The organism is uncultured Algoriphagus sp. (assembly GCF_963974835.1).
Classification (GTDB): Bacteria; Bacteroidota; Bacteroidia; order Cytophagales; family Cyclobacteriaceae; genus Algoriphagus.
In genome coordinates, this window is record NZ_CAXBET010000001.1 from 1111616 (window position 1) to 1138451 (window position 26836).

Sequence of the window (26836 nt, forward strand, 5' to 3'; positions counted from 1 at the left end):
AATTGCAGAAGAGCTATTTGGGAGTGATGCTACAAGTTAATTATCAATTCTGACTAATTCAGGTTGCAGTTTGCTTAATTCTACCTCAGCCACCTTTTCATCCTCTGTGCTGAATCGAATGGCTAAAGCAACCATTCCTGATACTACGATCAATCCTCCTATGACCAAATATCCTGCAGATACAGCACTTGCTGCAGCGGCTGATTGTGCAGCTGCTACTGCTTCAGGGCCAAGCTTTTCACTTGCAATTACAGCAGCTTTTTCTGCCACGGCAGATTTGGAGCTTAGGAAAAGGGCTGCTATAAAGGCACCAAAATTCCCGCCTGCACCCACGATTCCAGAGATAGAACCGATTGCTTTCCTATTCACAAATGGGACAACTGAGAATGTGGCTCCCTCCGCCATTTGTACAGCTAGGCTAAATGCAATTAACAAAGCAAATCCTACGAAAAGTCCTGTGGCAAGTGAGAACATGCTAAGCATTAATCCCTCTACAATTAAAATTGCTGCCAAGAACCAAACCCTTCCTTTTAATCCTCTCAATTTTCCAAATTTGTCGCCAAAGTATCCGCCAAGCGTACGGGCAAAAATGTTCATTAGCGCGAAGGAGAGTACGATATTACCCGCAGTGATTCGCTCCAATTGAAAGGTGTTTTGTAAATAATCGTCCATGGTCCCGTATACAGTGAGTTCTATACCAAAACATGCTGCGTATACAACGAATAGCAACCAGACACGGTAGTCTTTGATAGCTTCCATTAAGCCTACTTGGTCTTTTTTCGTAGTAGGTACCTTGATTCCTTTTTCTTCTAATTCGTTGAAGTTGCCTGCTGGAGTATCTTTCGTGAAGAAGTAATAGACCAAGCCCATGGTAAAGCAAACGATACCAGCTATGACCATAGAATATCTCCATGCATCTGCCTGTGCTACACCTGCTCCGATGACAATAGCTGCGATGATCGGCATCCCAAGCCTGTTTGCACCTCCGCCTAAATTTCCCCAACCGGCAGAAGTTGCATTTGCGGTTCCCACCACATTGGAAGCAAACATCAGCGAAGTGTGTACCTGCGTGATGACAAATGAAGCACCGATAAACCCGGTAAACAACCTGCAAATCATGAATTGCATAGGTGTCTGCACCAATCCGCTTAGGACTACAGGAATGGATCCCAAAATCAAAAGCCAGGTGTAGCAAAGTCTTGGACCGTATTTGTCACAAAGTTTTCCGATGAGAAGTCTAGCGAAAACTGTTCCGGCTACGGCAAGAACTGTTGCGTTCCATTTTTGGGATGGAGTAAGTCCCAGATCCTTGACCACGTCAGGCATGAATGGAACTATGCCGAACCATGCGAAAAAGCAGATGAAGAATGCGATAGAGGTGATCCAGAAAGTTCGGATCGGAACGGTTTTAATGTCTAGTAGATTTAACCGTGTCGCTTTGTGTGTAAGTAGTGGTTCCATAGTACTTAATTTTATCTAGCATAAAAGTAAGTATAAATACGTAATTAGTAAAAATAATACGTAATTAATTTAGAGTAAAAATTAAAAATCCACTCAGATTGCTCTAAATGGACTTATGACTACTTATAAAACTTAGTATGACTTTCTAGATCAAATTCAATTCTCTGGATTTGGTAGTGAGTTCGACGAGATTCTTCACGTTCATTTTTTTCATCAAGTTAAATCGGTGAACTTCAGCAGTTCTCTTGCTGATCTCCAGCGCATCTGCGATTTCATTGTTTCCTTTTCCTTCCAGGATAAGTTCTAGAATTTGCTTTTCTCTATTGGTGAGGTTTGAAAGCTCCTCAGGAAGAACATCAGATTTAGGAGATGTATTGGCTTTTCCGTTGACAAAATTATTGATGATGTAAGCCGAGATATCTCCTGCAAAAAACTTTCCGCCTCCGGAAATCGTGTGCAAAGCCTTCAAAAACTCACTCTTAGAAGATCCTTTTAACAGATAACCATCTGCTCCAGCCTGAATAGCCTCCACTACATACTCTTCCGAATCGTGCATGGAAAGGACAAGCTTTTTGATTTTCGGAAAGGATTTGGTCATTTCCTTTACTACTTCGAGTCCATTCATCTTTGGCATGCGAATGTCCACAATAAGTAAATCAGGGTGTTGCTCCACGATCACTTTCAGCGCTTCAATACCGTCAGAAGCCTCGTCGATAACCTGGAATTCTTGTTCACTTTCCAGTAGGGACTTGATTCCATCACGTACCAATTCGTGGTCATCTGCTAAAACTATCTTTATTGGGTTCATATGAGCTTAAGTAAATACGTAGTAAAGTAAAAGAATTTACGTATAAAAATCTAGAAAATCTAAGTCAAAGGAATGTTGATAGTGACTTTAGTGCCTTCGTTTGGTGAAGAATTGATGAATAATCTTCCATTGATGTATTTCACACGCTCCCGCATAAAGGTCAGTCCCATTCCGCCTTCTTTGTCTGGTTTGGATTTGAGTTTTGACTTGTCGAAGCCTTTTCCATTATCATCCACGATGATGCTCAGGATATTTTGACTATGCGAAACTGTCACTATAATGTGAGAGGACTCTGCATATTTAATAGCGTTGTTAATCGCTTCTTGCGTAATTCGATACAAATTAATTTCTATCAAGGAATCTAATCGCTGGGAGAATTCAGATTTGTTGAAAAGCACAATCTCTTTTCCAGTGAGCTTTGAGAGCTCCTGAGTCAATTCAGTCAGGGCAGGGACAATTCCGTAATCTTTTAATTCAGGAGGGGTAAGATTGAAAGTGGCAGTTCTTACGCCTTTGATGATATTCGAAGTCAGCTCTTTGAGCTTAATGATCTTTACTTCGGCTTTCTCGGGATCGGTCGTGTCCACACTTTCCAGTAGATATTTCAGTCCGGTGAGCATCTGGCCGATCCCATCATGAATATCTTTTGCAATACGATTTTGCTCATTTTCCTGATTTTCGATTATTTGTCGGGAAATGACCTTTTGCTGATGCATTTTTTCTTCGAAACTCTCCTTTGTGAGTTGCTCCACCTGGTGCATAAATTCCTTGCGCTTGGTAATATCCAGGCAAATCAAAATCAGTTCGGATTTATCCTCAGCCGAATTGAAAGGAATCATGGAAACGTCAAGCCATATATCTTCGCCAGTCTGTGAAGTGGTTTTGAATTCTCCTTCCCATCCCGCCTTTTTATTTTCGGCGATGATTCGATCTATTGTGAGTTGCTCATTTTCGAGAGGTGAAAGCAAATCGGAAATCTTGGCGTTGATGTTGAATTTTTGTGCTTTGTACAATCTGCTGAAGCGCTCACCTATATGAGTGATGTACCCTTCAGGAGTGATCCTTGCGAAAAGCAGAATCTGATCCATAGCTTTGCTTAAAGCCTGTAATTCCCGCACAGATTTTTCCTTGGATTGACTGAGAATATCCGCGTTTTTAGCCATTTGGATAGCTTTTTCCTTGGCATCCATCAGTTCATGAATACTGGCTTTCATAGCTTTAGCCGAAGGCCAAAAAATGATTAAAAACTCACCAACTAAGACCAGTAAGGTGAAAAGTGTGATGAGCAATTCCACTTGCTGAAGGTTTGACACTTTTTCCTTTGCTTCGTGGTCGTATTGATTCACGATCTCATCCATTTTCACCAAAAAGCTATTGGCATTGCTTTCTATACTATTCAACTGCTCTACGATGGCTGTAGAGTCCGGAGCATCAGCAGATTTGAGGAAAATGAAATTTTGCGTTGCCTCGGTGACTTTCTCAAAATAAGGGTTAATCTCCTCAAACATCATCGTGACCTTTGGAGTGTTTTCCACACTGAAATCCTGAGATTCATCTCCGAGTTGCAGGATTTGATGGGCATTTTCCCAGCGATCCATGGTTTGTTGGATTGAATCTGTGAGTGTAGAAATTTTTTCAGGAGATGTTGCTGTAGAAAGCAAGAGCACTTCCTTATTCAGTTTTTGGCTGAGCATCCGCTGCCGCCCAGCCACATTGACCAGCTGGCTGTCATTTTCCTGATCATTCAGGTATTTTCTGATGAGAATCTGGCTCGCGATCAGGGAGATGGCTATAGCTCCCAAGGCAATTAAATAAAGTCGTCGCAGACGATTAAAAGTGTCTTGATCCAGGGATCGCGGTGTACCAGTCATTTGATTAGGTAATGGCTTCTTTTACTAATTCTAAACTTGAGGGTGAAAGAGGTAATTGTAATGCTGCCCGGTGCCCTTTTTCAGACATTTTTGCCCAGGTTTTCTGAAGGATGTCGATGACTTTTTCGTTTTCATGCTTTGCAGCAAATTCTTCGAAATAATATTCCAGAAAGACTAGACAGATGACATCTTCCATAGTCTGGGTGTCAGGATCTGTTTTGAGTTGCTTCTTTCTGATGAGGAACTTTGCTCGTTCTATGGTCTCTTCATCGTAATCAGCTTCCTGAAGGATCTTTGCAGCCATATCTGCATGCATCTTTTTCAGCTCTTCTCTCCACTTGAGGTATCCTACCCTGTCCATTGGGTAATCTGACCTTGGAATCTTCCATCTTCCGATGTGCTGTGCCCTGACAGCTAGCTGCATAGCTTCTGATGATTCAGGATCAAACTGATCCAATTTTTCGGTCATACGAATTGAATACAACAGTTCTTTTGCAATCTCTTTTCCAGCTACTACTTCTTTGATTGGATCTTCCGCATTGACCTGGTCGATCAATGTGATTGCTTTCTGGAATTTGTTCATGTGTCAATTGGATTAATCTGCGAATCCAATATATACATTTCCCTCCTGAATCCTAACCGGATAAGTTGCAATACTATATTCTTCTCCGTTCAGATTACTGCCATCTTCCAGCGAAAAGGTCTTCTTGTGAAGCGGACAGGCCACTTTCGGGATTCCCTGCAAATCTCCCGTCATACCACGGCTTAGGACCATTTCCATTTTGTGTGGGCAAAGGTTCTGGCAGGCATACCAGGAGTTCGTTCTGGTAAAATAGTAAACTGCTATTTGCTTGGAGTTGTATTTCACACAGGCACCGGCATTAGCAGGGAAGTCATCTGTCTGACCAACTTTGATCCAATGAATAGCATGTTCCTCAGCTACGGATTGATAATTTTTTAATAATTCTTCCATGATCTTATTCGTATAGGATTACCAAGGTCTAGGCATTTTTTGATCTCTCATCGGGACAAATACCAAACTGTTGTCGGTCTCATCAGAGTTGACAAAAGGCTTAAATCGCTTCATCATCTTAGGATCTTCGATGGCTTCTTTCCATTCACAGGCATATCGCTGCACCAGTTCCTCCATTTCTGCTTCCAGTTCCTCGCCGATTCCGAGGCTATCTTCCACCACCACTTTTTTCAAATAGTCAATTCCACCTTCCAGTTTTTCCAGCCAGGGAGCAGTTCGCTGTAGGGGAGCGGCAGTTCTGATGTAATAGACCAGGAATCTATCTAAGTATTTGATGCAGGTTTCGTCATCCAGTTTCTCTGCCAAAAGGATTGCATGCTTCGGAGTTGCTCCTCCGTTTCCACAGACGAAGAGGTTCCATCCACCTTCCACTGCGATTACGCCAAAGTCCTTTCCTCTTGCCTCGGCGCATTCACGGATACATCCGGATACGCCACCTTTAAGCTTATGGGGTGAGCGAAGGCCTTTGTAGCGCTCTTCGATTCGGATCGCAAAGCTTACACTATCATGAAGGCCGTATCTGCACCAAGTCGAGCCTACACAGCTTTTAACAGTTCTAAGTGATTTGCCGTAGGCGTGCCCACTTTCAAATCCCGCATCAATCAACTCTTTCCAGATCATCGGAAGTTCATGAAGCTGAGCTCCAAAAAGATCAATACGCTGACCGCCCGTGATTTTGGTGTAGAGATCGTATTTCTTTGCGACTTGCCCCAAAACCATTAGTTTCTCAGGAGTAATCTCTCCACCCGGTACTCGAGGTACTACGGAGTAAGTGCCGTTTCTTTGAATATTGGCAAGAAATCTATCGTTCGAATCCTGAATAGGCGCCTGGCGATTGGCAGTTTCCATGTAGATGCTGGCGAAAATAGAAGCTAGTACAGGCTTGCAAGTCTCACAACCGTGACCTTTGCCATGGCGATCCAGCGCTTCGTCAAAATCCATTATGCTATGAAGCTTTACCAAATCGTACATTTCCTGACGGCTGTATTCAAAATGCTCGCAAATGGTTTCTTTCACTTCCTGACCCATGGACTTCAAGGTCTCTTTTACCAAGTCTGTTACCATTGGTTTACAGCCACCGCAAGAGCTGGAAGCTTTGGTGCTCTTCACCACATCTGCTAAAGAACAGCAGGAACCGCTAGTTATTGCTCCACAAATAGTGCCCTTTGAGACTGCTTCGCAAGAGCAAATTTGTGCTGTATCTGGCAGATCGAGTACTGAGCCTAACGCACTTTTGCTCTCACCACCTCTGGAACCCAAGATCAAATCTTCCGGATTCTCTGGAAGCTTCATCGCATTAATGTAGAGCTGAAACAGGGTATTGTAATCTGAAGAATCTCCAACCATGATTCCGCCAAGGAGTTTCGAACCGTCTTTTGCGATGTTGATTCTTTTGTAAACTCCTCGTTGCTTGTTTTCATAGACAATCGCGGTGACCTCTTCATTTTCGATAAAAGGATCACCAAAAGAAGCCACTTCTGTACCTACCAGTTTCAGCTGGGTGGACATATCTATGGAAGGGCTCATGAGTTTTTCTCCTCCGGTGATTTGCTCCACAGCTACTCCGGCCATCTCATAGCCCGGAGCTACTAATCCGTAGATGCCATTATTATATAGTGCCACTTCACCGATAGCATAGATCGCCGGATCTGAGGTTTCCATTTTATTATTTACATAGACTCCGCCTCGCTCGCCAGTTTTTAAGCCACATTTCACCGCCAATTCATCTCTAGGGCGAATCCCAGCTGAAATAATCAGCATGTCTGTTTGAAGTGAGGTTTCGTCCGTAAAATTGATCTTTTCGATACCTTCTTCACCAATGATTTCCTGGGAGTTTTTGCCCAAATGAATTTTCATCCCAAGGCTCTCAATCTTTCTCTGAAGCATATCACTGGCAGCTTTGTCCAGTTGACGTGGCATCAGGCGGGGAGCAAATTCGACTACGTCTGTCTGCATGCCTAGTTCTTTTGCTGCATTTGCAGCTTCGAGACCTAGCAAACCGCCGCCAAGGACGGAAGCCTTGAACTTACCATCATTCTTCAGTTTCTGAGCGTAATCCTTGATCGCATCAAGATCTTCGATTGTTCTGTAGATAAATACGCCTGGCTTGTCTACTCCTTTGATGTTTGGAACGAAGCAGGAAGAACCGGTCGCTAAAACTAGATAGTCATATTCGAAATAATCATGCTTATGGGTAAACACACGCTTAGTTTCAGTTTCGATATCAGTGATCATTTCGCCTATTCGAAGTGTGATACCGTTTTCAGCATACCATTCGCGAGTAGCCAAAAGCAGCTTATCCGCAGAGTCTAGAGAGAAGTATTCACTCAGATGGACACGATCGTATGCCGGTCTAGATTCCTCGCCGAATACCGTAATCTCAAACTGATCGCGAAGTGGGTGAGTAGCTAGTTTTTCGCAAAACTTATATCCTACCATTCCATTTCCTATGACAATAACTTTCTTCATGGCTACGTAATTTAGAGCTCAAATATAAGTATAAATACGTAATTCAAAAGAAAATATAAAATAAATACTTAACTGGAATAAGTAATTTCAATTAGCTATTAAAGTGAAAAAGTACCCCTAGTGAGGTTTTAAGGTTTTTGTGTTGGATCCAGGTTAATACGTATTTTCTCATAATAAGTGTATGGCGTACGTACCTGATTTGTTTTTTTAAGTAAAACGTAGAATTTGCCTACTACTTCTGGGCGTTTCTGTACGGAGTGAAGAGATATTTACACCAGAGTTTCTAGAAAAGAAGGATAATCCAATATTGCGATCTCTGCTAAACCTCTGCGCTCACTTCGGTTTAAAAAGATTGATTTTAATCAAAAAAAAAGCACCCCAGATGAGGTGCTTTCAATTTTATTTTCGGTAAGAATTAACCTACTCTTTCGATTTGAGAGAAGTAGAATGCTCCTTCGATAGCTGCGTTTTCGTCTGAGTCAGAACCGTGCACGGCATTTGCTTCGATCGACTTAGCGAAGATCTTACGGATAGTACCTTCTGCTGCATCAGCAGGATTAGTAGCACCGATCAATTTTCTGAAATCTTCCACTGCATTGTCTTTTTCCAAGATAGCAGCGATGATAGGTCCAGAAGACATATATGCGCATAGATCAGCGTAGAATGGTCTTTCTGAGTGAACTTCGTAGAATTTACCTGCGATAGCTGGAGTCAATTGGGTAGCTTTGATAGCTATGATTTTGAAGCCTGCTTCTTCGATCATTTTCAAAATAGCTCCTGAATTACCTTCAGCAAAAGCATCAGGTTTAATCATGGTGAATGTTCTGTTAGTTGCCATGTTATTGGTATTTCATTGGTGTAAATAGGTCGCAAAAATATACTTTTTCGAAGCATTCACTACTAAAACTTTTAAAATAATAGGCTAGTTTGTTCACTGTCAGCGCACTAGTAGAATTGGGAATTGTCAAAAAAATCCTGACCTTTGCGAACTACAAGAGCCAAAAAGCAGCTAAATGTATGAAATGGAAGCTTTAGCCTCGTTTAAGAGAGAGATATCTTCACCCAAAAAAATATTCATCACCACTCACGTCAAACCCGATGCAGATGCATTGGGTTCTTCATTGGGATTGGCTAACTACCTGCTCAAGAAAGGACATGAAGTGACTGTGGTGACTCCATCGGATTATCCTTCGTTTCTTAATTGGATGAAAGGCAACGATTCTGTGCTGGATTTTAGTAATCCTGTTCACACGGAACATGCCACCAGAAAGCTTAACGAAGCCGATATTATCTTCTGTTTGGATTTCTCAGTCTTAAAAAGGGTAAATGAATTGGGCGAAATGATCCGTAAGTCGAATGCATTCGTCGTCAATATAGACCATCATCAGGATCCGGAAGATTTTGCTGATTTCAAATATTGGAGCACGGAAGCTGCTGCCACCTGCGAACTGATCTATGAGTTGATCGTTCAGCTAGGCGATGAGTCACTTCTGGACAAAGATATTGCAGAATGCCTCTACGCAGGTATTATGACTGATACAGGCGGATTTAGACATCCCAATACCACCAAAAATGTGCACTTGGTAGTTGCTGAATTATTGGATTTGGGTGCTGACAGTTCACAGATCGCCAATTGGATCTATGATTCCAACTCTGTAAACAGGCTCAAATTTATTGGTTTTGCTATAAGTCGCCGTCTGGTGGTCCATGAGGATCTTCATATGGCGTACTTTGCGATTAGTAAAAAAGATCTTAAAAAATATCAAAGCCGTACCGGGGATACAGAGGGTTTGGTCAATTATGCATTATCTTTGGACGGGATAAAGCTGGCTGCCCTATTTTCGGAACGCGAAGATGGTATCAAAATTTCCTTTAGGTCATCCAGCGAAGTAGCTGTAAACAAGTTTGCGGCTGAATACTTCGATGGAGGTGGACACAAAAATGCCTCAGGAGGCAAATCTACCTTGAGTCTAAAAGAAACTGTAGAGCGATTCGAATCTTTGGTAGAGGAGCATCAGGAGGATTTATTCCGCGAAGTCACAGCCACAGCGGATTGAACGAGCTCCCAAGTTTACCCATTACCTTGAAAAATCACTTATCCTTTATGAAATCGAGCGCAACTCAAAAGTCAGACACTGGGATGATTATAAGGTATGCGAGATTCTCCCGAAATATATTTGGGAAAGGCTATATGACCATAGAAAAACAATTATAATCAGATGAAAAATTCAAAAAGCCTTTTGGCAATCCTTGCTCTTCTAGTAGGAGCTAGTACATTGACTTCATGTAAAAAAACTAAAGTCACTGATAAAGATGGTATTGAATATACCTACGTGAAAGAGGGTAATGAAAAAGCACCGAATGGTGAATTTTTGCTTTACAACCTTCAGATCACAACAGCTTCAGATTCTGTGATCTATTCTACCGCTGATCAGCCATTTCCAGGCTACCTGATGGCAAATGATTCTATGACTACCACAAACGGAATGGATGAAATATTTCTGGGCTTGCGAAAAGGGGACAGTATCGCTTTTGAATCTACAGCAAAGACTATTTTCGGGAATAACTTTCCTCCATTTCTAAAAGAGGAAGATGTAGTGAAAGTAAGATTGGGAGCATTTGAAATCATGAACGAAGAAGCAATTCAAGCTTACTTCGAAAAAGTGATGGCTGCTGAGGATGTGAAAAAAGCAGAAAGAGCTAAGGAAAGACTAGTCGAAGAAGACAGAATTATTCAGGAATACATCAAAGAGAAGGGGCTCGATGCAAAGAAAACTGAAAGTGGGCTATACTATGTGATCGAAGAGGAGGGAAGTGGTGATCCAGTAACTCCTGGTACTTCTATGTCTGTTGATTATGCTGGTTATCTGCTTGATGGAACGTTGTTTGATACTTCTATCGAATCAGTAGCAAAGGAGAATGACATGTATAATGAAAACCGCCCAGGTGGATACACTCCGCTTCCCGTATCAGTAGGAATGGGTCAAGTTATTCCTGGATGGGATGAAGGGTTGCTGTTGTTGAAAAAAGGATCCAAAGGTAAATTCCTTATTCCTTCTCCACTAGCCTATGGCGAAAATGGAGCTGGAGCTATGATTCCTGCAAATTCAGTACTAGTTTTTGATGTCAATGTAGCGGATGTACAGTAAGCTACGTATAGTAGGCATATCTAAAAACTAATACAAAAAACAACTACAATGAAAATTAGATTATTTGCCGTTTTAAGTGTGATAGCAGGTAGTTTTGCTTTAGCGTCCTGTATAGACGAGGGGGCAACAGACGAAGTTATTTTTAATGATGACTTAGCCGAGATCCAGACTTACCTAGATACTACTTCTATTGTCAATGTAAAAGAGTTTCATGATGAAAGTAGAGGTATCACTGTCATCTGGCAGGAACTATCGGCTAGCAAAGACACTGTGGTGCTTGGAGATACACTTAAAGTTAATTATACAGGTAGATTACTTTCAAATAAAGCTTTTGATACTTCATTAGAAGATATTGCAAAAGAAGAGGGGATATTTAGCTCCCAAAGGAAATACGTTCCCCTAGTGTTTAGAATAGGCATTGGACAGTTAATTCCTGGCTTTGAGGTAGCTGCTTCACAAATGGAAGTAGGGGATAAAGCGACTGTATTTATTCCTTCTTACTACGGATACGGCAAGCAAGGAAGTTCAGACGGACGTATTCCTGCCAACACTCCAATTATGTTTGAATTAGAATTATTGGACGTTATACCTGGACCAAAGCAATAACATGATTTTACAACGAGCAAGCATTTTCTTCCTTCTAGTTTTAGCCATTGCATTTGTAAGTTGCGATGCAAAGAATCCTTACGATACAGGACCTGCATATGATATGGAAGGTAATCTGAAAAAGGATAGCCTTTTGATTGTGGATTACCTGAAAACGGCACAAATCGATAGCTTATATAGAATCTACGATCCTAGTGGAGTAGTGATCATAGTACAGGAAGAAGGTACTGGCTCTCGGCCAAACAGCGGAAATATCATCTATACAAATTATGTAGGATCACTGATGAGTGATGGTTCTGTATTCGACACAAATATAGAGCAGGTGGCAAGAGAGAATAATTTGTATGATGAGGATAGAGATTACAAAATTTTAAACTTTCTTTTAGGAGGAGGTAATGTAATAACTGGTTGGGATTTGGCCTTTAGGAGACTAAGATCAGGATCAAAAGCAGTACTGATTATCCCGTCAACTTGGGCCTATCGGAATAATCCACCAAGTAGTAGTAGTATTCCTGATGATGCGATTTTGGTATTCGATGTGGAGTTCAGGGGAATGGATTAAAATAAAAAAAGAGGGCTTCGGCCCTCTTTTTTTATTTTCTTTTTTATTGATTCAGCTGATGCAAATCAATCATACTGCTAATTTTTCAGCTTTGCTTTCTATTTCTATTTTTTTTCCAAGCCAAAATAAAACCAAAAAACAAGCTATAAAACCTATTATCGGGATGGACAACATAGACAGTTGCCAAAAAAATGGGGTAGTATAAATCCCAAATTCCGTAAAGGTAGATTCAATCTCTATTTCCCATTCCTGAAAAATACCAAGCGAAGCCAAGTAAATCAGGTAAATGAATACAGCCACCATCACAATTGATAATATCATTCCAATACGGATAAATACTTTGGCAATCTGAAAGCTGGGGTCGAAAGAAATGGAATTGCTCATAATATAAAAGTTTTTATAAAAATGGATTTCAAATTACTGTTAACCAATTATTTAACGTTAAATCCATTTAAAATTATCTTATCTTTTATTTTTTTCATTCCAGAAGCCATTTTAGGGAATTAATAAATACCCGCTCCTGATCAGGACTTTCAAATGTTGAACTCAGTGTTTCATTTGTACCGCCGTCGTAATCCATATCATTATGTCCCATGTTAAAATAGATCATGCGGTAGTTTTTATTGGTCCAGATAACAGGATAATATCCTTCACGCCAAATTTCATGCGCTTTTGGTCCTGTACCTAGAGGGAAACTGCTAGGATCAATAGAAGCGAGAATCTGTATGTCGGGATTTGTTCGAAGGTCGTGTTCCCATCTATACCATTCATTTGGAGCAGCTTTGAGTGTAGCAGAAATGCCCTCGAAAATCTCGTGTAAGGGTTGCTCAACTTTCAGAGTGGCAGAAGTGGGTCTCCAGGTATTACTGGCATATTGGCCTGAGCCCAAGAATACCTCATGGTACCAATTCCAGTCCTGTGGGAAATCAGAAGGTGTCAGAGCAAATGCTGAAAAGTGAAAGCCCATCCAAGCTCCACCGTTTTTCATATAGCTTTCGAAAGCTTCCCGTTGATCTGTTATTTCGGGTCTAGTATCCAGAAAAACTACCAGCTGATATTTAGCTAGATTTTCTCCATTCATTTCTTTCCAATCTGAGGTGGAGTAAAACTCATAGCCAACTTCTTCGGCTTGATTCTCAAACCAAGGCAATGCTTCCTTGACAAAGGAAATATGAGCTAGGTCATTTTTCGCAGTATAGAATGCGATGATCTTGGGGCGTTGCTGAGCGCCTCCTAAAAAAGGTGTTGCAAGAGCAATCAGAAGAATTATAAATTGTTTCAAAGTAGTTGGGTTATCCTTCCTAATTTAGGAATAAAAAAAAAGGAACCCATTACTGAGTTCCTTTTCGATTTCACACATGAGAAATCTTACTTTCTCACTCTGATTTTTTCCTTGATACGTGCAGCTTTACCCTGACGTCCTCTTAGGTAGAATAGACGAGCTCTTCTTACTTTACCTTGTCTCAATAGATCGATTTGCTCGATAGCAGGAGAGATGATAGGGAAGATTCTCTCTACACCGATACCATTGGATATTTTTCTTACAGTGAAAGTCTCACCGTTAGAGTTAGGGTTTCTACGCTGGATCACAGTTCCTTGGAACTGCTGGATACGCTCCTTGCTACCTTCTTTGATACGTACGTGTACGTTGATGGTATCGCCAGCTTTGAATGAAGGGAATTTAGCTCTTACCTCGCTGTATTCCGCTTCTACTATTTTCATTAGATCGCTCATAGCTTTATATTTTTATGCTTTCGCTGTTTGCCAACGCGTGGCTTATTGATTATTTCTTATACGATTCTGCATCGCTTTTCCCGGTTTGGTTGTCCCTGAGCAAGTCAGGTCTTCTTTCTTGGGTTCGGCGAACCGATGCTTCAAATCTCCATTCGTTTATCTTGGCTTCATGTCCTGATAGCAAAACTTGCGGTACTTTCATCCCGTCATATTCAGCGGGGCGAGTGTACACCGGCGGTGCCAGCAGTCCATCCTGGAAAGAGTCTGTTAATGCTGAGGTCTCATCATTCAATACTCCTGGGATCAAGCGAATCAATGCATCAGCTACCACAGCTGCTGCCAATTCTCCTCCAGAAAGTACATAATCACCAATACTGATTTCCTTGGTGATGAATCGCTCTCTTACTCGCTCGTCAACACCCTTATAATGACCACAAAGGATCAAAAGGTTTTGGCTGAGCGAAAGTGCATTTGCCATGGGTTGGTCGAACTTAGCTCCATCCGGTGTCATATAGATGATTTCATCATATGTACGCTCCTTTTGAAGTGCTTCTATACATCGAGCGATAGGCTCAATAGACATCACCATCCCGGCTCCCCCTCCAAAAGCGTAGTCATCGACCTGCTTTTGCTTGCTAGTTGAATAGTCCCGTAAGTTGATCACGCGAATACTGGCAAGTCCTTTGTCTTCCGCTCTTTTCAGAATGGAGTGTGCAAATGGCCCTTCCAATAATCCCGGTACTACAGTGACAATATCAATGTGCATGGGTTAGTCTTCCAGATATATTTCAAGTAAACCTTCGGGTAATCGGCAGTAAACTTTTTTAGCTGCTTTGTCCACTTTCTGGATAATTCCGTCCTGAATAGGTATCAGTACTTCTTTTTCCTTATGTGTTACTCCGAGGAGATTCTGTGTCTCCAGATCATAAACGATCTGAATAGGTCCGATCAGGCCTTCCGTCTCGTCAAAGACTTCGAATCCGATCAACTCATGGAAGAAATACTGATCATCTTTTAGTTCAGGTAGTGCTGTCAACGGAAGATAAACTCCCAATCCAACCAAATCTTCTACCTGAGACAGCGAGTTCAAATCCTCAAATTTCGCCAATGCTTTATTTCCAGGTTGGAGTACAAAGTGCTCCAGGAAAAACGGCACTAGCCGGGATTTTTGCTCTATGAATAAGTGCTCAAGTGTCTCATAATCCTCAGGATAATCGACATCCAGCACTATCATTACTTCTCCACGAAGTCCATGAACTTTAGACACGTAGCCTAACTGAAAGCTTTGGTCCTTATTCATGGGGATTTATATTAGGCTTTTGCTTCGTCTTCGCCAGATTCCGGAGCTTTCTCTTCTGCAGCAGGAGCTTCTTCAGCAGCTACTTCATCTTCAACGACTGGCACAGGATTATTAGCGGCTTCAGCAGCAGCTAGAAGAGCTTTCTGCTCATCTTCTCTTGCTTTGATCGCATCAAGTCTTGCTTGGTTCTTCGCAGTCTCAGCATCAAATGCCTTCTTTTTAGCATCAGCCTTAGCAGCGGTGATACCTTCTGCTTTACCGGCAATTTTCGTGTCTTTCTCGTTTAGCCATGCTTCGAACTTAGCATCTGCTTGTTCTTGTGTGATAGCACCTTTCAATACACCAATCTGAAGGTGTTTTTTCAGCATCACACCTCTGTAAGAAAGCATTGCTTTCACAGTATCTGTTGGCTGAGCTCCGTTCAACAACCATTTAAGAGCGCGCTCATTGTTGATGTTGATAGAAGCAGGATTCGTGTTTGGATTGTAAGATCCAATTTTCTCGATGAAGCGTCCATCACGTGGAGCTCTTGCATCAGCTACAACCACGTCGTAGATAGCCATTTTTCTTCTACCTCTTCGTGCTAATCTGATTTTTACTGACATAAATTATAATGTATTTAGTGAGTGGATGGAACCCGTCCATCCTAATTTTGGAGTGCAAAGATAATGTAAATCCTTGTAAAGCCATAAGTTGACTAAAGAATATTTGCCTGAAAGCAGGGTTTTCTTATATCTTGCAGGACAATTTTCTATGGCCCCGTAGTTCAACGGATAGAACAAGCGTTTCCTAAACGCTAGATCTAGGTTCGATTCCTAGCGGGGCTACTACGTAGGATAAGCCTGAAAAATTCTAATCCTTACTTCATTGCCTCCTTAATCTCTTCTAGAAACTCAGAAACTTTAACTTTAGGGTCGCCTTCACCCAGTGTCTCAAGGGGTATGTATCCACGATAGCCGGATTTTTTAATTAAGCCCATTACTTTTTTAACATCAGTTTTTTGCTCAACGCCATTCACATACAGATTCTCCTTCAATTGCCAACTGACCGCGTAGGGAATTGTCTTTTCTATTTCTTTAAGCATCATTACGAAAACTGCCAATATCCAGAATCAACCCAAACCAATCTGAGTTTACTCGATTGATGATTTCAATTGTCTCATCGGCTGTTTTTAAAAAATCATGATGGTTTTGTATGCCTACAACAACTCCATGAGACTTCCCAAATTCAACACATTCTTTAAGATCGGCGACCATATAATCCACCACTTTCTCACGAGGAATATCAATGACATCAGCAGTTCCAGAGAAAATCCGGATAACTGGAGCTCCAAGTTTTTCAGCAGCTATAATCCAATTTTTTACTAACTCCACACTTGCTTTTCGCACGGCAGAATCGGGATCTGAAAAATCATTTCGAACACCGGTTCCGCTAATTTCAAGTCCCAATAAAAATGCTTTTTGCTTAATGTGGTACAAATACTTATCGGAAGGAACCTCAGGGTATCCTGGAAAATAATAAGCTGTAATGTCTACCCCATCAAACTGATTGGCTGCACAATACTCCAATAGATCGTCGAGATTCATTTCTCCTTTCATCAACGAAGCATTAAAGGAATAAGCATTCAGGCTAGTCTTTAATTTCGATGTATGGTTGTGTTGCAACTTTGCTTGAAAGGGAAAATTTATGATCGCTAGAAGGAAAATTATACCGAATAGTTCTTTACTTCTTAGATTCATAATCTTCCGATTTATTAATTAAAACTCAAAAAGATTAGATAAATATCCCTTCGCTTTAGTTTTCACTAAAAAAATATCTCCACTTAAAGGATATTTCTTCAATTGCTCTGAGCTCATATTCTCCTGGGCAGTGGTTATCAAAAGCGTATCTAGATTTTCTCCGACAAAACAACAGCAAGTAACGTTCGGTACTGGGAGGTCTATTTTTTCCAGCAAGTCTCCGGATGCAGGATTCCATCTGTAAACTCCAGCGCCCCCGTAGTGTGCTATCCATAGCATTCCTTCGCGATCTATGCACATGCCATCGGGAAATCCTGATTCTTCTGGGATCTCGATAGCAATACGATCAAATTTGATCTTCCCAGTTTTTAAGTCAAACTTATATTTTTTGATCTGTCTAGTAGGAGTGTCAATAAAGTGAAAAGCTTGGTTGTCTTCAGTCCAAGCCATTCCATTGGAAATGGACAAATTGGATAATTTCTTTTGTGGTTCTAAATCCTGATCGATGCAATAAAGCGAGCCTGCTCCCTCCGTGAATTCGGTACTCATAGTTCCGATCCAAATTCTTCCTTTCGCATCCACTTTTCCATCATTAAAGCGGTGCAATGGATTCTCTGATTCTACTTCGCAAAGCCAGCTTAATTCTTCTGTTTCTAAATCAAATTTTGCAAGTTTTCGGTCCAGACCTAAAATTAGATTTCCATCTTCTGATTCAAAAATTACTGCCAAACGATGAGGGAAACTTCGGGTTTTTGTTTCCTCAGTCTTGAGGTTGTGTTCAAATAATTTTCCGTTTTCAATGTCCACAAAGAAGAAACTTTGCCGTCTTGCATGCCAATATGGACTTTCACCCAGTGTGCATTGTGAAGAGATGGAAGTGTAGTTGTAGGTTTTCAAGCTAGTTTGGTTTAATTGTTTAATAATTCTTTGAGTTCTCATTTCACGGATCAACTGCCTGTCCCAGTCTATCGGAAACTGGGAAATCTACTCAAAGGTTACTTATTATCCGGTTTTAAGTTTCTTATATGTTCCAATTAGGGATGCCAGTACTGAGCGATTTTCTTTTTCAAAAATGCGACGGAGCGCTCCAATTGACCCATTCCATCCACTCCATCTTCTATACTTATCCAATTGTCAAATCCCACCCGCTTTAGTTCTGTAAAAATAGCATCGTAGTCATTCATGCCTTTTCCAACTTCCCCGTGACTCAACCGCTTTGCATAACCTTGAGCACCGCCCTCTTCTTTTCTCAAATCCTCGATCGTTCCATATTTCAAAAAGCGATCGCTGGCGTGCATGGTCATTATTCGGTCGGAAATATCATACAGTAAATCCAGAGGATCTTCGCCTGCCAAAAAAGCATTGCTGGGGTCGTAATTCACGCCAAAATTCGGATGATGAATACTGGATACAAGCTTGGAAAAAACAGCTCTCCGCTGTGCAAATTCAGGATATTCCCAAAAGTCGTCCTTGTAATGGTTCTCTATAATTAGCGTGATTCCTAAGGATTTAGCATAAGGAAGACAGGCTTCGATACAATCCTTTGCCAATTTTATCCCTTCTTCCTCCGAAAGCTCAGGTCGGTATTGTCCAGAGAGTACTCTGCAATATTTCCCACCTAATTCGTCTGTCATTTCAATCCAACGCTTCTGCTTCTGGATTTCTTTTTCTCTAAAAGCTTTGTCTCTATGGGTAAAGTCTGGTGAGCAACACATCATAGGAATCACCATTCCATGATCTTCAACCATTCTCCTGAAAATTGGCCACTTGTTTCGGTTTTCCATTTCCAGAAATCCCGCGTACCATTCCAAACCATCTATTTCCAGAGGAGCAGCAAGTTTGATCCAGTCTGCAATTTTCATACTCCCGTCTTTGCAAAGTGCTTGCATGAAAGCTTTAGGGAAGGCTGCAATTTTGGGCATGTTTTTTTAATATTTGGTTCACTTGTGTGGAATCGTAGTGGAGTCTTTTGGGATATTTCTCCCAATCATAGGAAATTGCTCCAGATCAACCACCTGACCGCTAATCGGTCCGCTTTCATCCGAAAGCCAATAAATAGTTGCCGCAGCTATTTCTTCTGGCCAAATGATTCTGCCTGCCGGAGCATACATTTTAGATAATTCCTTGTACCAAGTATCTGAAAGTCCATGTTCCTTTTTTCGCTCAATTTCTTTCTCAGTGAGTACCCAGCCAGGATTTATCTGATTTACCCGAACGCCGTTTTCACGAAAAAGAGAATCACCCAAATTTCTGGTCATGGTCATTATTGCTCCTTTGGAAATACTATAAGCCAATAAATTATGCTCACCACTCCACGCATTAATCGACCCTATGTTCAAAACAACTCCTCGACTTTCTATCAAATGTGGAAGCGCAGATTTGATTAGGAAAAGAGGGGCATAGGTATTTACCTCCATTAGTTTGGTTAAAAATGCTTTATCAGTAGTGTGAATATCTGATGCTGCTACTATTGCTGCATTATTTACAATACTGTCAAGTCTTCCCCAAGTAGAGATAGCTAGGTCAACTAGCCTTTGTCCAGCTCCTTCATTGGAGAGATCCTCTATGTGTAATTTTGCATTTTCAGCTCCCAACTCAGAAACAATCTGACTTCCTAATTCTTCTTCCAAGCCATGAATAATAACTTTTGCACCTTCAGCTACAACCTTCTTAGCAATGGCTTTTCCAATGCCCATCGTGCTTCCTGTCACGATAATAATTTTATCTTTTAACCGCATATCAAACTGGTTTTAAAACACTTTTTACAACTTCTCCGCTATGCATTTTTTCAAAGGCATCATGCCACTCAGTGATAGGCCAGATGCCTCCAATAATAGGTTTTACATCTAGAGTTCCTTTTGAAAGTAAGCCAATCACTTTTTCCCAAATTGGCCAATTGTGGCTGAAACTACCTTGAAGACGGACGTTTTTCTGCACCAAAGGATCAAGGGAGAAATTGCAGGGAGTTGGCCCCCAACCCACCTTCGTGATTTGTCCGTTTTGACGGACAAGGTCTAGCGCTATTTTCAAAGTCTCACTCACGCCCGCTGCATCTACTACAAGGTCCGCACCCAATCCGTCTATTTCTTTAGCCCATGCTGTAGCATCGCCGACTATAGGATTCACTCCGTAACTCTTTGCTATTTCCAATCTTCCTCGGTCTTTTTCCAGTCCAATAATAGCAACTTCAGCACCGCAGATTTTCGCAACTGCTGCACAAAGGATTCCGATTGTTCCCGGTCCTATGACTATCACACGATCTCCCGGTTTGATGTGGGAATTAACAGCCACGGCATTGTAAGCAACCGAGCAAGGTTCGGTCAGGCAGGCTTCATCAAATGATAATTCCTCGGGCACCCGGTGCAAACATCTAGCAGGAACTCTTACGAATCTTGTCATCGCACCATTTACTCCGTAGCCAAATCCTTTTCTGGTTGGATCGAGGTTGTACAAACCGGATTTGCTCATAGGATTTTGCGGGTCGATTACAGCTGCGGTTTCACTCACCACTCGATCACCCACCTTCCAGCCAGTTACTCGATCTCCGACTACCGCTATTTTTCCTCCAAACTCGTGCCCCAAGACAACAGGATAATTCACTGGCCAAGAATGATCAGAGGTCCACTGATGTAGGTCGCTTCCACAGACGCCTACATTTTCTACTTCTAAAAGTATGTCGTCTTCACCAATCTCCGGGATAGGAATTTCTCTGATTTTCACAGAATATTTTTTCTCAGCATAGTTGACTACTGCTGCATTTTTTGTGCTGGACATGGGTTAGTTTCTTTTGGGTAAAATGGTGGTTTGATTATGAATAGCTTCGCAAATAATCCTGAGGGAGCCTTCCAAATCTCCACTTGCCGTTTTGAATGAATCAGCATCTATGGTTAATGGTGCCCCCAAAACAACTAAAGGCGCTCCGTATTGCGGACATTGAATGGCTTGCTCCAAGGATAAGCCTCCTACAGCTTGAACTGGAATATTCACGGCTGCTATTACTTCCCGGAGTTGATCCAGCGGACTAGGCATTCGTTTCCCTGAAGCTGCAATTCCCCTTCGCTCGTCATAGCCGATGTGATGGATGATGTAGTCGCAGCCTAAGTCTTCTAAAAATTTTGCCCCATCGACCATACTTTCGCAAACCATATTGTCTCCCATTACCTCAACTCCAAAATCTTTACCGGCCTGTACTACACATTTAATTGTCTCGGCATGGGCTCTGGCCATCACAACTACGTGAGTAGCTCCTGCTTTTGCCATCATTTCAGCTTCCAGATAGCCCCCGTCCATGGTTTTCAGATCTGCTACGATAGGGATTCCGGGGAAAGCTTCGCGTAGCTTTCTGACTCCATGAAGACCTTCGGCTAAAATCAAGGGAGTTCCGGCTTCAAGCCAGTCTACTCCCGCACGCATAGCCAGCGCTGCCGTTTCCAGCGCTTCATCTATGTCGGTCAGATCTAAGGAAATTTGTACTATGGGTTTCATTTTGGGTTATGGTAAAAGTATTGCAATGAAAAAAGAGTCCCGAAAGTAATTGTGATGAACTCTGAATTTTTAAGATAAGGAAAATTGGAAAAGATACTTTCCTGTTTTGGGATAGATGAAAACTTTTATTCTGAAAAATATAAAAAGTGTTAATTCCCGTCATTAATCCCAATTCTTAGGCGTAAGAGATTACCTGATTTGAGACATCATATTTTATATATCCATATTTTACCCGAGAACTTCTACGAGAAAATCTTTAAAGACATTTATTAAATCGATATAAAAAAAGCCCTAAACTATATAGAAAGGGCTTGAAGAATGATACCATAAATTTTTATGACCAGGCTTTCCTGAGGAATTTCAGCCAGTTGCCATGCATGACTTTCGTGATGTCTTGTTCTGTAAATCCTCTTTTTCTAAGTAATTCTGGTATGTTATTCAGATCTGAGATCGTTTTCAGGTCAGCAGGGCATTGCTCCGTTCCAAAAGCTCCATCCAAATCAGAGCCTATTCCTATATGGTTGGCATTGCCAGCTATCTGGCAGATATGCTCCATGTGATCAAGCACCGTTTCCAAAGTTACATTTCTCTCTTGGGGAGTAGATTTACCTCTTATCCAGTCCGGACTTAGCATCCAGGCATCCATGGCTCCGCCAATTACAGCACCACGATCAATCAGCGCTTTGATCATTTCATCCGAAAATTGTCTATTGTGATTGACTAGAGCACGGCAGTTATTATGACTTGCCCAAACTGGACCGTTGTAAATTTCCAAAGCTTCCCAAAAAGCCAAATCGCACAAGTGGGTTGCATCCAGGATAATTCCCAGTTCATCCATTTTTCGGATTAATGCTTTTCCTTGATCGTTTAATGGAGCGGAAGCATCAGTGCCATGAGCATATCTTCCCGGACCGTAATGGGCCGGACCAAGTGCCCGAAGGCCATTTTCATAGGCTTTTTCCAAATATTCAATAGTCACAATCGAGTCTGCGCCTTCCAAGGAAAGAATGAATCCTACAGGCTTACTTGAATTGTCCTCATCATTTTTCCAAAGGGCTAAATGAGCATCCAATTCACTGAGATTTCTTATTTGAACCATCTCTCCCTTATATACCATCGCCTGATACCAAGCTAGCTGACCTTGGGATTGAGCCCAAGCTTGCTCTGGCGAATGCCAGCCAGGAAGTGAATTTCCGGGAGCAACGTAGCGTGCAATTTGCGTAGCGACTACCAAACCTATATTTCCTTCACGGAGTGCAGGCAGGGAAACCACCGCATTTCCACGGTCAGGCTTGTCTGTAAGTCCTTTTTCTCTGGAATTAATTTCTGAAACAGGCAAGGTGAGATCACGATTCCATTCCAGCGCGTTCATACTCAGGTCAAGGTGCGCGTCTATTGTAAACATGGATTAAAAGCTTTGAAGTACAAAAACAGTAGGGATTTTATGGAGATCAAGCGGAAGTTGCTTCCACTCTTGAGCGGACTTGGTTAGGATCATTTCGTCCGATCCAGTTATATTTTTTGCGATGCAAAGTTTGGACTGTGGTGCCAATGTTTTCAGCAAGTCTTCCAACAATTGATTATTGCGAAAAGGGGTTTCCATGAAAATCTGTGCTCTTTTTTCGCGGAGAGATTCCGCTTCCAGTTTCTTTATCGCTGCCGCTTTTTCTTTTTTATCAATGGGCAAATAGCCATGAAAAGCAAAAGACTGACCCGAAAATCCTGAGCCCATCAATGCCAAAAACATGGAACTTGGACCCGAAAGTGGTACGACTTGAATACCCTTTTTATGCGCATGTTCTACAGCTAAAGCTCCCGGATCGGCAATTCCAGGACATCCCGCTTCTGAAATAATCCCTATATCCGCTCCATTAATGAGTGGCTGCATAAGTCGGTTTATGAATTCAGGAGAAGTGCCTTTATCCAAAATCTCCATGTGGACGTGGTCAAGGTTTACTCCTAGTTTTAGACTGGAGATATAGCGTCTTGCAGTTCGCATATTCTCCACTAAGTATACTTTGGTGTTTGCGATCACTTCCCTCACTTGAGGAGTGATTACAGCATCCTGCGTATTGTCCGCGAGCACATTGGGTATGAGGAAGAGTTTTCCTTTGGGCATTTTATATTCGTTGTTTAAAAAAGAATGGAAAGTTAGGTAAAGTAGGGCTTTTGAGGTTGGAAAATTTTCACGCAAAAGCTCTTAACAGGCAATTTTACCTACTTCAAAAACCTTCTGATTTCGTCCACAACAGCATCTGGTTGCTCAGCATGCAGCCAGTGTCCCGCATCTGCGATGAATTCCACCGTATTATTGGGAAAAAATCTATCAATGTCATCCAAGTCGGATTGCTGGATATAGCTGGAATTGGAACCTGCCAAAAAGAGTGTTGGGCCGGAGTAACTCTTTCCATCTGGCAAAGCCTGCCCTACCTCGTTGATTTTTTCCGTTATGACGGCAAGATTGATTTTCCACTGAAATCCATCAGAACCACGTCCTAGGCTTTTTAGCAAAAACTGCCGCTCGCCGAGATTTGGTACATATTCAGCCAGTTGATCATCGGCCTCTTTTCTAGAGCCTATAGCTTCTAGATCAAGAGAGTTTAGTCCCTCCAAAATACGCTGATGATGTACTGCATAATACCTTGGAGCGATATCCGCGACAATTAATTTCTCCACTTTATCCGAATATTTCAAAGCAAAATTCATTGCTGTTTTTCCACCCATAGAGTGACCCATCAGAAAGGCTTTTTCCAAACCCTCATTATCCATGATTTCTTTTAAATCCTCCACCATTACTTGGTAGTTCCATTCATCCGACTGAGGAGAATCTCCATGATTTCGCTGATCGATGAGGTAAAGAGTGAATATGTCTTTGAGTTCTTTGGATATGCTAAACCAATTATCTGCCGAGCCAAAAAGTCCGTGAAGTATGATCAATGGCTTTCCTGTGCCTAGTTTTTTGAAATTTAATTCCATGTTTTATTAAGTCAACAGACCACTGACAGCGGTCAACTGCTGTAAGTGATCAGATTTGTTTCATGTTAATTAGAATGTAAAATGTTTTATTGACTCGGCAGTGGACTGAGGCCAGTCGACTGTCGACTCCTTTTACAATTCCAACTTCCTCCTATACATCTGAATTGTATTTTCCAGGCCATAATAAAGCGCGTCACAAACTAGCGCATGGCCGATGGAAACCTCATCGAGATAAGGAATGCTTTGTTTCAAAAAAGCTAAGTTTTCCAAATCCAGATCATGCCCGGCGTTAATTCCAAGTCCAAGTGCTTTTGCTATTTCTGCCACTTCCACGTAAGGTTTTACGGCTGCTTCCCGATCCTTATGATAGCCGGAGGCATAGGGCTCGGTGTATAGTTCTACACGATCCGTGCCTGTGAGTTTTGCAGGTTCAAAATATTTGATTTCAGGGTTGATGAATATAGAGACGCGCACTCCGGATTCATGAAGTTCTGCTACGATGTCTTTTAACATTCCCTGATTTGAAATAGTATCCCAACCATTATTGGAGGTAATCGCCGTTGGAGGGTCAGGTACAAGCGTTGCTTGAGAAGGTTTTACCAAGCGCACCATCTCCATAAAGCGCTTGTCAGGATAGCCTTCGATGTTGAATTCTGTCGTTACTACTTTCGCCAGATCGAGTACATCCTGATAGCGAATGTGACGCTCATCCGGTCGTGGATGGACGGTAATCCCTTGGGAGCCAAAGCGCTCTGCATCCAGGGCCACTTTCACTACATTGGGATTATCCGCTCCGCGGGCGTTGCGAAGCGTGGCGATCTTGTTAATATTTACACTTAGCTTGGTCATATCCGAGTCGAAAAAGGTATTTTTGTCATTATTATTAGAAGTGTAACGCAAACTTAGGACTAATGAGTTTAAAGCAGAAAATAGAAAGTGAAATTAAATCAGCAATGATCGCAAAAGACAAAACCCGTCTGGGGGCGCTGAGATCTATCAAGTCGCTGATACTTTTGGAAGAAACGAAAAGCGGAGCAAAAGCTGAAATTGCCGAAGAGGACGAGTTGAAGTTGTTGACAAAGGCAGCAAAGCAGCGTAAAGATTCTGCAGATATTTATCAGCAGCAAAATCGAACTGATTTGTATGAGGTGGAAATGGCTGAGCTGGAGGTCCTTCAGGAGTTTCTGCCAAAGGCACTAACGGATGAGGAGATAACGGCTGCGATCAAGGAAATAATTGTGCAAACCGGTGCTACAAGTCCGAAGGATATGGGTAAAGTAATGGGAGTGGCAAGTAAGCAGCTGGCAGGTAAGGCAGATGGAAAAGTGATTTCGGAGAAGGTTAAAACCATACTGAACAGCTAAGGTGAACTTACTGGACATCCTCATCGTGATCATACTTGGTCTAGGTTCCTACGAAGGATTCCGCTCAGGTTTTCTTCTAGGTGTCCTAGGACTTTTTGGTTTTGTGATTGCAATTATTTTGGGCATTTATTTTATGTCCCCGATGAATGAATGGCTGGCTGAAAATGTCACCGAATTCAATATTGGATTTCCTATTCTAGGCTTTATTGTCGTTTTCGTCCTCACTTTACTTTTTATCAGAGTTGCGGGTTGGATTCTAAAGCAGGTGATGAATATGGTTCTACTGGGGCCGTTAGACGCCATAGTAGGAGCTGTTTTTGGAGTTGTAAAAGCAGCTTTTTTTATCAGTCTGTTCTTCTGGCAAGCCAGCCTTTTCAAATTGGAGTTGCCTGAAAAGTGGACGAAGGATTCTGAAATGCTGTATTTCATAGAGCCGATAGCTCCAGGGATAGTCGCTGCTGTGAAACCATTTTTCCCGAGTATAGAGGAGAGTTTGGAGAAGCTGGAAGAGGTTGTGGAGAAAGTCAAAGATGCTGCTACTGATTGATAATTATGATTCTTTCAGTCACATGTTGGCTGATTTGCTGAGACAGACAGGGGAAGAGTTACTCGTGCTTCGCAACGATGTTTCTGTTGAGGAAATAAAAAAGCTCAAATTTGATGGCTTGGTATTATCTCCTGGCCCGGGAGTGCCATCCAAAGCGGGTAATCTGAATATCATCTTAGCTGAGTTCTATGATAAAATTCCAATTCTTGGAGTATGCTTGGGGCATCAGGCGATTGGTGAATTTTTTGGAGCAACCCTGAAAAAAAACTCAGTTCCCACACATGGAAAAGTTCACCAAATAAGAAAGGTCAATTATAATTTATTTACAGATAAGTTACCTGATCGTTTTAATGTAACTCGATATCATTCGTTACAATTACAGGATTTACCTCAGGAACTAGAAGTGCTTCTGGAAACTGAATCTGGGGAAATAATGGGGATGGCACATAAAAGCCTGCCAATTCTCGGAATTCAATATCACCCGGAAGCGCATCTGACGGAATATGGTTTGGAGCTCTTGAAAAGCTGGGTTGAGCTACGAAAAGTTGAAAGTTAAAAAAATACATCTAGCTAAACCCTTCAAGGGTTAATCTTTAGAAAATTGAACAGTCGTATTTGATTTAAGTTCTTGCAATGGCGAACCCTTGAAGGGTTATGGATATCCTTTGAGAAGCTTTGAAAAATCAATTATTCAACTCCTATGAAATTCTTACCTTTGTGATTGATTATGAA

The 26836-nt window shown here is 41.7% G+C and carries 31 protein-coding genes and 1 tRNA gene; 8 read left to right on the top strand and 24 right to left on the bottom strand.

Annotated elements, in window-relative coordinates; translation table 11 throughout:
* Window positions 1-36: 36 nt before the first annotated feature.
* The 7 genes from AACZ73_RS04895 to AACZ73_RS04925 all read right to left on the bottom strand — a co-directional run bounded on the left by AACZ73_RS04895 (window position 37) and on the right by AACZ73_RS04925 (window position 8480).
* Window positions 37-1461, bottom strand: a complete 1425-nt coding sequence (locus AACZ73_RS04895) for an MFS transporter (protein WP_339875912.1) — start codon at window positions 1459-1461, stop codon at window positions 37-39.
* 145 nt (window positions 1462-1606) lie between these two features.
* A complete protein-coding gene (locus AACZ73_RS04900; RefSeq protein WP_339875914.1) occupies window positions 1607-2269 on the bottom strand; it encodes a response regulator transcription factor in 663 nt (220 codons plus the stop codon).
* 59 nt (window positions 2270-2328) lie between these two features.
* Window positions 2329-4140, bottom strand: a complete 1812-nt coding sequence (locus tag AACZ73_RS04905; RefSeq protein ID WP_339875916.1) for an ATP-binding protein — start codon at window positions 4138-4140, stop codon at window positions 2329-2331.
* 4 nt (window positions 4141-4144) lie between these two features.
* A complete protein-coding gene (locus AACZ73_RS04910; RefSeq protein WP_339875917.1) occupies window positions 4145-4723 on the bottom strand; it encodes a DUF4202 domain-containing protein in 579 nt (192 codons plus the stop codon).
* A 12-nt stretch (window positions 4724-4735) separates the two neighbouring features.
* Window positions 4736-5113: a nitrite reductase small subunit NirD gene (gene nirD, locus AACZ73_RS04915; RefSeq protein WP_339875919.1), complete on the bottom strand. Its 378-nt coding sequence runs from the start codon at window positions 5111-5113 to the stop codon at window positions 4736-4738.
* Between the two features lie 18 nt (window positions 5114-5131).
* On the bottom strand, window positions 5132-7642 hold the full coding sequence (gene nirB / locus AACZ73_RS04920) for a nitrite reductase large subunit NirB (protein WP_339875920.1): 2511 nt from the start codon (window positions 7640-7642) through the stop codon (window positions 5132-5134).
* Window positions 7643-8057: 415 nt separating this feature from the next.
* Window positions 8058-8480, bottom strand: coding sequence for a nucleoside-diphosphate kinase (locus tag AACZ73_RS04925; RefSeq protein WP_339875922.1), 423 nt, complete (start codon window positions 8478-8480; stop codon window positions 8058-8060).
* Window positions 8481-8664: 184 nt separating this feature from the next.
* Between AACZ73_RS04925 and AACZ73_RS04930 the strand changes: the two genes are divergently transcribed.
* The 4 genes from AACZ73_RS04930 (at window position 8665) to AACZ73_RS04945 (ending at window position 11959) form a co-directional block, all read left to right on the top strand.
* Window positions 8665-9699, top strand: coding sequence for a bifunctional oligoribonuclease/PAP phosphatase NrnA (locus AACZ73_RS04930; protein WP_339875924.1), 1035 nt, complete (start codon window positions 8665-8667; stop codon window positions 9697-9699).
* Between the two features lie 162 nt (window positions 9700-9861).
* Entirely contained in the window at window positions 9862-10791 is a 930-nt protein-coding gene (locus AACZ73_RS04935; RefSeq protein ID WP_339875926.1) for an FKBP-type peptidyl-prolyl cis-trans isomerase, read from the top strand.
* Between the two features lie 48 nt (window positions 10792-10839).
* Complete coding sequence (locus tag AACZ73_RS04940) at window positions 10840-11397, top strand: FKBP-type peptidyl-prolyl cis-trans isomerase (protein WP_339875927.1); 558 nt, start codon at window positions 10840-10842, stop codon at window positions 11395-11397.
* A 1-nt stretch (window position 11398) separates the two neighbouring features.
* Window positions 11399-11959 (top strand): FKBP-type peptidyl-prolyl cis-trans isomerase, encoded by a 561-nt coding sequence (locus AACZ73_RS04945; protein ID WP_339875928.1) that lies wholly within the window; start codon window positions 11399-11401, stop codon window positions 11957-11959.
* 69 nt (window positions 11960-12028) lie between these two features.
* Here the strand turns inward: AACZ73_RS04945 and AACZ73_RS04950 are convergent, their stop codons facing one another.
* The 6 genes from AACZ73_RS04950 to AACZ73_RS04975 all read right to left on the bottom strand — a co-directional run bounded on the left by AACZ73_RS04950 (window position 12029) and on the right by AACZ73_RS04975 (window position 15598).
* Window positions 12029-12343: a hypothetical protein gene (locus AACZ73_RS04950; protein ID WP_339875929.1), complete on the bottom strand. Its 315-nt coding sequence runs from the start codon at window positions 12341-12343 to the stop codon at window positions 12029-12031.
* Between the two features lie 94 nt (window positions 12344-12437).
* A complete protein-coding gene (locus tag AACZ73_RS04955) occupies window positions 12438-13241 on the bottom strand; it encodes a ThuA domain-containing protein (RefSeq protein ID WP_339875931.1) in 804 nt (267 codons plus the stop codon).
* A gap of 86 nt (window positions 13242-13327) precedes the next feature.
* Window positions 13328-13693 (bottom strand): 50S ribosomal protein L19, encoded by a 366-nt coding sequence (rplS, locus tag AACZ73_RS04960; protein WP_091692379.1) that lies wholly within the window; start codon window positions 13691-13693, stop codon window positions 13328-13330.
* A 49-nt stretch (window positions 13694-13742) separates the two neighbouring features.
* Window positions 13743-14459: a tRNA (guanosine(37)-N1)-methyltransferase TrmD gene (gene trmD / locus AACZ73_RS04965; RefSeq protein WP_339875933.1), complete on the bottom strand. Its 717-nt coding sequence runs from the start codon at window positions 14457-14459 to the stop codon at window positions 13743-13745.
* A 3-nt stretch (window positions 14460-14462) separates the two neighbouring features.
* A complete protein-coding gene (gene rimM, locus AACZ73_RS04970) occupies window positions 14463-14993 on the bottom strand; it encodes a ribosome maturation factor RimM (protein WP_339875935.1) in 531 nt (176 codons plus the stop codon).
* 11 nt (window positions 14994-15004) lie between these two features.
* Complete coding sequence (locus AACZ73_RS04975) at window positions 15005-15598, bottom strand: 30S ribosomal protein S16 (protein ID WP_339875937.1); 594 nt, start codon at window positions 15596-15598, stop codon at window positions 15005-15007.
* A gap of 150 nt (window positions 15599-15748) precedes the next feature.
* On the opposite strand from AACZ73_RS04975, the gene AACZ73_RS04980 reads away from it, so the two are divergent.
* Window positions 15749-15820: transfer RNA gene (locus AACZ73_RS04980), tRNA-Arg, on the top strand.
* A 32-nt stretch (window positions 15821-15852) separates the two neighbouring features.
* On the opposite strand, the gene AACZ73_RS04985 is transcribed toward AACZ73_RS04980, so the two are convergent.
* From AACZ73_RS04985 to AACZ73_RS05035, 11 genes are all read right to left on the bottom strand, one after another.
* Complete coding sequence (locus tag AACZ73_RS04985; protein WP_339875938.1) at window positions 15853-16077, bottom strand: hypothetical protein; 225 nt, start codon at window positions 16075-16077, stop codon at window positions 15853-15855.
* Entirely contained in the window at window positions 16070-16732 is a 663-nt protein-coding gene (locus tag AACZ73_RS04990) for a sugar phosphate isomerase/epimerase family protein (RefSeq protein ID WP_339875939.1), read from the bottom strand. The genes AACZ73_RS04985 and AACZ73_RS04990 overlap by 8 nt, the downstream gene beginning before the upstream one ends.
* Before the next feature lie 18 nt (window positions 16733-16750).
* Window positions 16751-17629, bottom strand: coding sequence for an SMP-30/gluconolactonase/LRE family protein (locus AACZ73_RS04995; RefSeq protein ID WP_339875941.1), 879 nt, complete (start codon window positions 17627-17629; stop codon window positions 16751-16753).
* Between the two features lie 137 nt (window positions 17630-17766).
* On the bottom strand, window positions 17767-18654 hold the full coding sequence (locus AACZ73_RS05000) for a sugar phosphate isomerase/epimerase family protein (RefSeq protein ID WP_339875943.1): 888 nt from the start codon (window positions 18652-18654) through the stop codon (window positions 17767-17769).
* Window positions 18655-18672: 18 nt separating this feature from the next.
* On the bottom strand, window positions 18673-19470 hold the full coding sequence (locus tag AACZ73_RS05005) for an SDR family oxidoreductase (RefSeq protein ID WP_339875944.1): 798 nt from the start codon (window positions 19468-19470) through the stop codon (window positions 18673-18675).
* 1 nt (window position 19471) lies between these two features.
* Window positions 19472-20506, bottom strand: coding sequence for a zinc-binding dehydrogenase (locus tag AACZ73_RS05010; protein WP_339875946.1), 1035 nt, complete (start codon window positions 20504-20506; stop codon window positions 19472-19474).
* Window positions 20507-20509: 3 nt separating this feature from the next.
* Complete coding sequence (locus tag AACZ73_RS05015; RefSeq protein WP_339875948.1) at window positions 20510-21217, bottom strand: orotidine 5'-phosphate decarboxylase / HUMPS family protein; 708 nt, start codon at window positions 21215-21217, stop codon at window positions 20510-20512.
* A 334-nt stretch (window positions 21218-21551) separates the two neighbouring features.
* Window positions 21552-22622: a membrane dipeptidase gene (locus AACZ73_RS05020; RefSeq protein ID WP_339875950.1), complete on the bottom strand. Its 1071-nt coding sequence runs from the start codon at window positions 22620-22622 to the stop codon at window positions 21552-21554.
* A gap of 3 nt (window positions 22623-22625) precedes the next feature.
* Window positions 22626-23336, bottom strand: a complete 711-nt coding sequence (locus AACZ73_RS05025; RefSeq protein ID WP_339875951.1) for an SAM-dependent methyltransferase — start codon at window positions 23334-23336, stop codon at window positions 22626-22628.
* A gap of 98 nt (window positions 23337-23434) precedes the next feature.
* Window positions 23435-24193, bottom strand: coding sequence for an alpha/beta fold hydrolase (locus AACZ73_RS05030; RefSeq protein WP_339875953.1), 759 nt, complete (start codon window positions 24191-24193; stop codon window positions 23435-23437).
* 132 nt (window positions 24194-24325) lie between these two features.
* A complete protein-coding gene (locus tag AACZ73_RS05035) occupies window positions 24326-25042 on the bottom strand; it encodes a pyridoxine 5'-phosphate synthase (RefSeq protein WP_339875954.1) in 717 nt (238 codons plus the stop codon).
* Between the two features lie 62 nt (window positions 25043-25104).
* Here AACZ73_RS05035 and AACZ73_RS05040 point away from each other — a divergent pair, with 62 nt between their 5' ends.
* The 3 genes from AACZ73_RS05040 to AACZ73_RS05050 are packed head-to-tail and all read left to right on the top strand — an operon-like array spanning window position 25105 to window position 26660.
* The gene (locus AACZ73_RS05040; protein ID WP_339875955.1) at window positions 25105-25557 is read left to right on the top strand and encodes a GatB/YqeY domain-containing protein; all 453 of its coding nucleotides are present in this window, start codon (window positions 25105-25107) and stop codon (window positions 25555-25557) included.
* Window position 25558: 1 nt separating this feature from the next.
* Complete coding sequence (locus AACZ73_RS05045; protein ID WP_339875957.1) at window positions 25559-26104, top strand: CvpA family protein; 546 nt, start codon at window positions 25559-25561, stop codon at window positions 26102-26104.
* Window positions 26088-26660, top strand: a complete 573-nt coding sequence (locus tag AACZ73_RS05050; RefSeq protein ID WP_339875959.1) for an aminodeoxychorismate/anthranilate synthase component II — start codon at window positions 26088-26090, stop codon at window positions 26658-26660. Before AACZ73_RS05045 ends, AACZ73_RS05050 begins: the two co-directional genes overlap by 17 nt.
* Window positions 26661-26836: the final 176 nt, after the last annotated feature.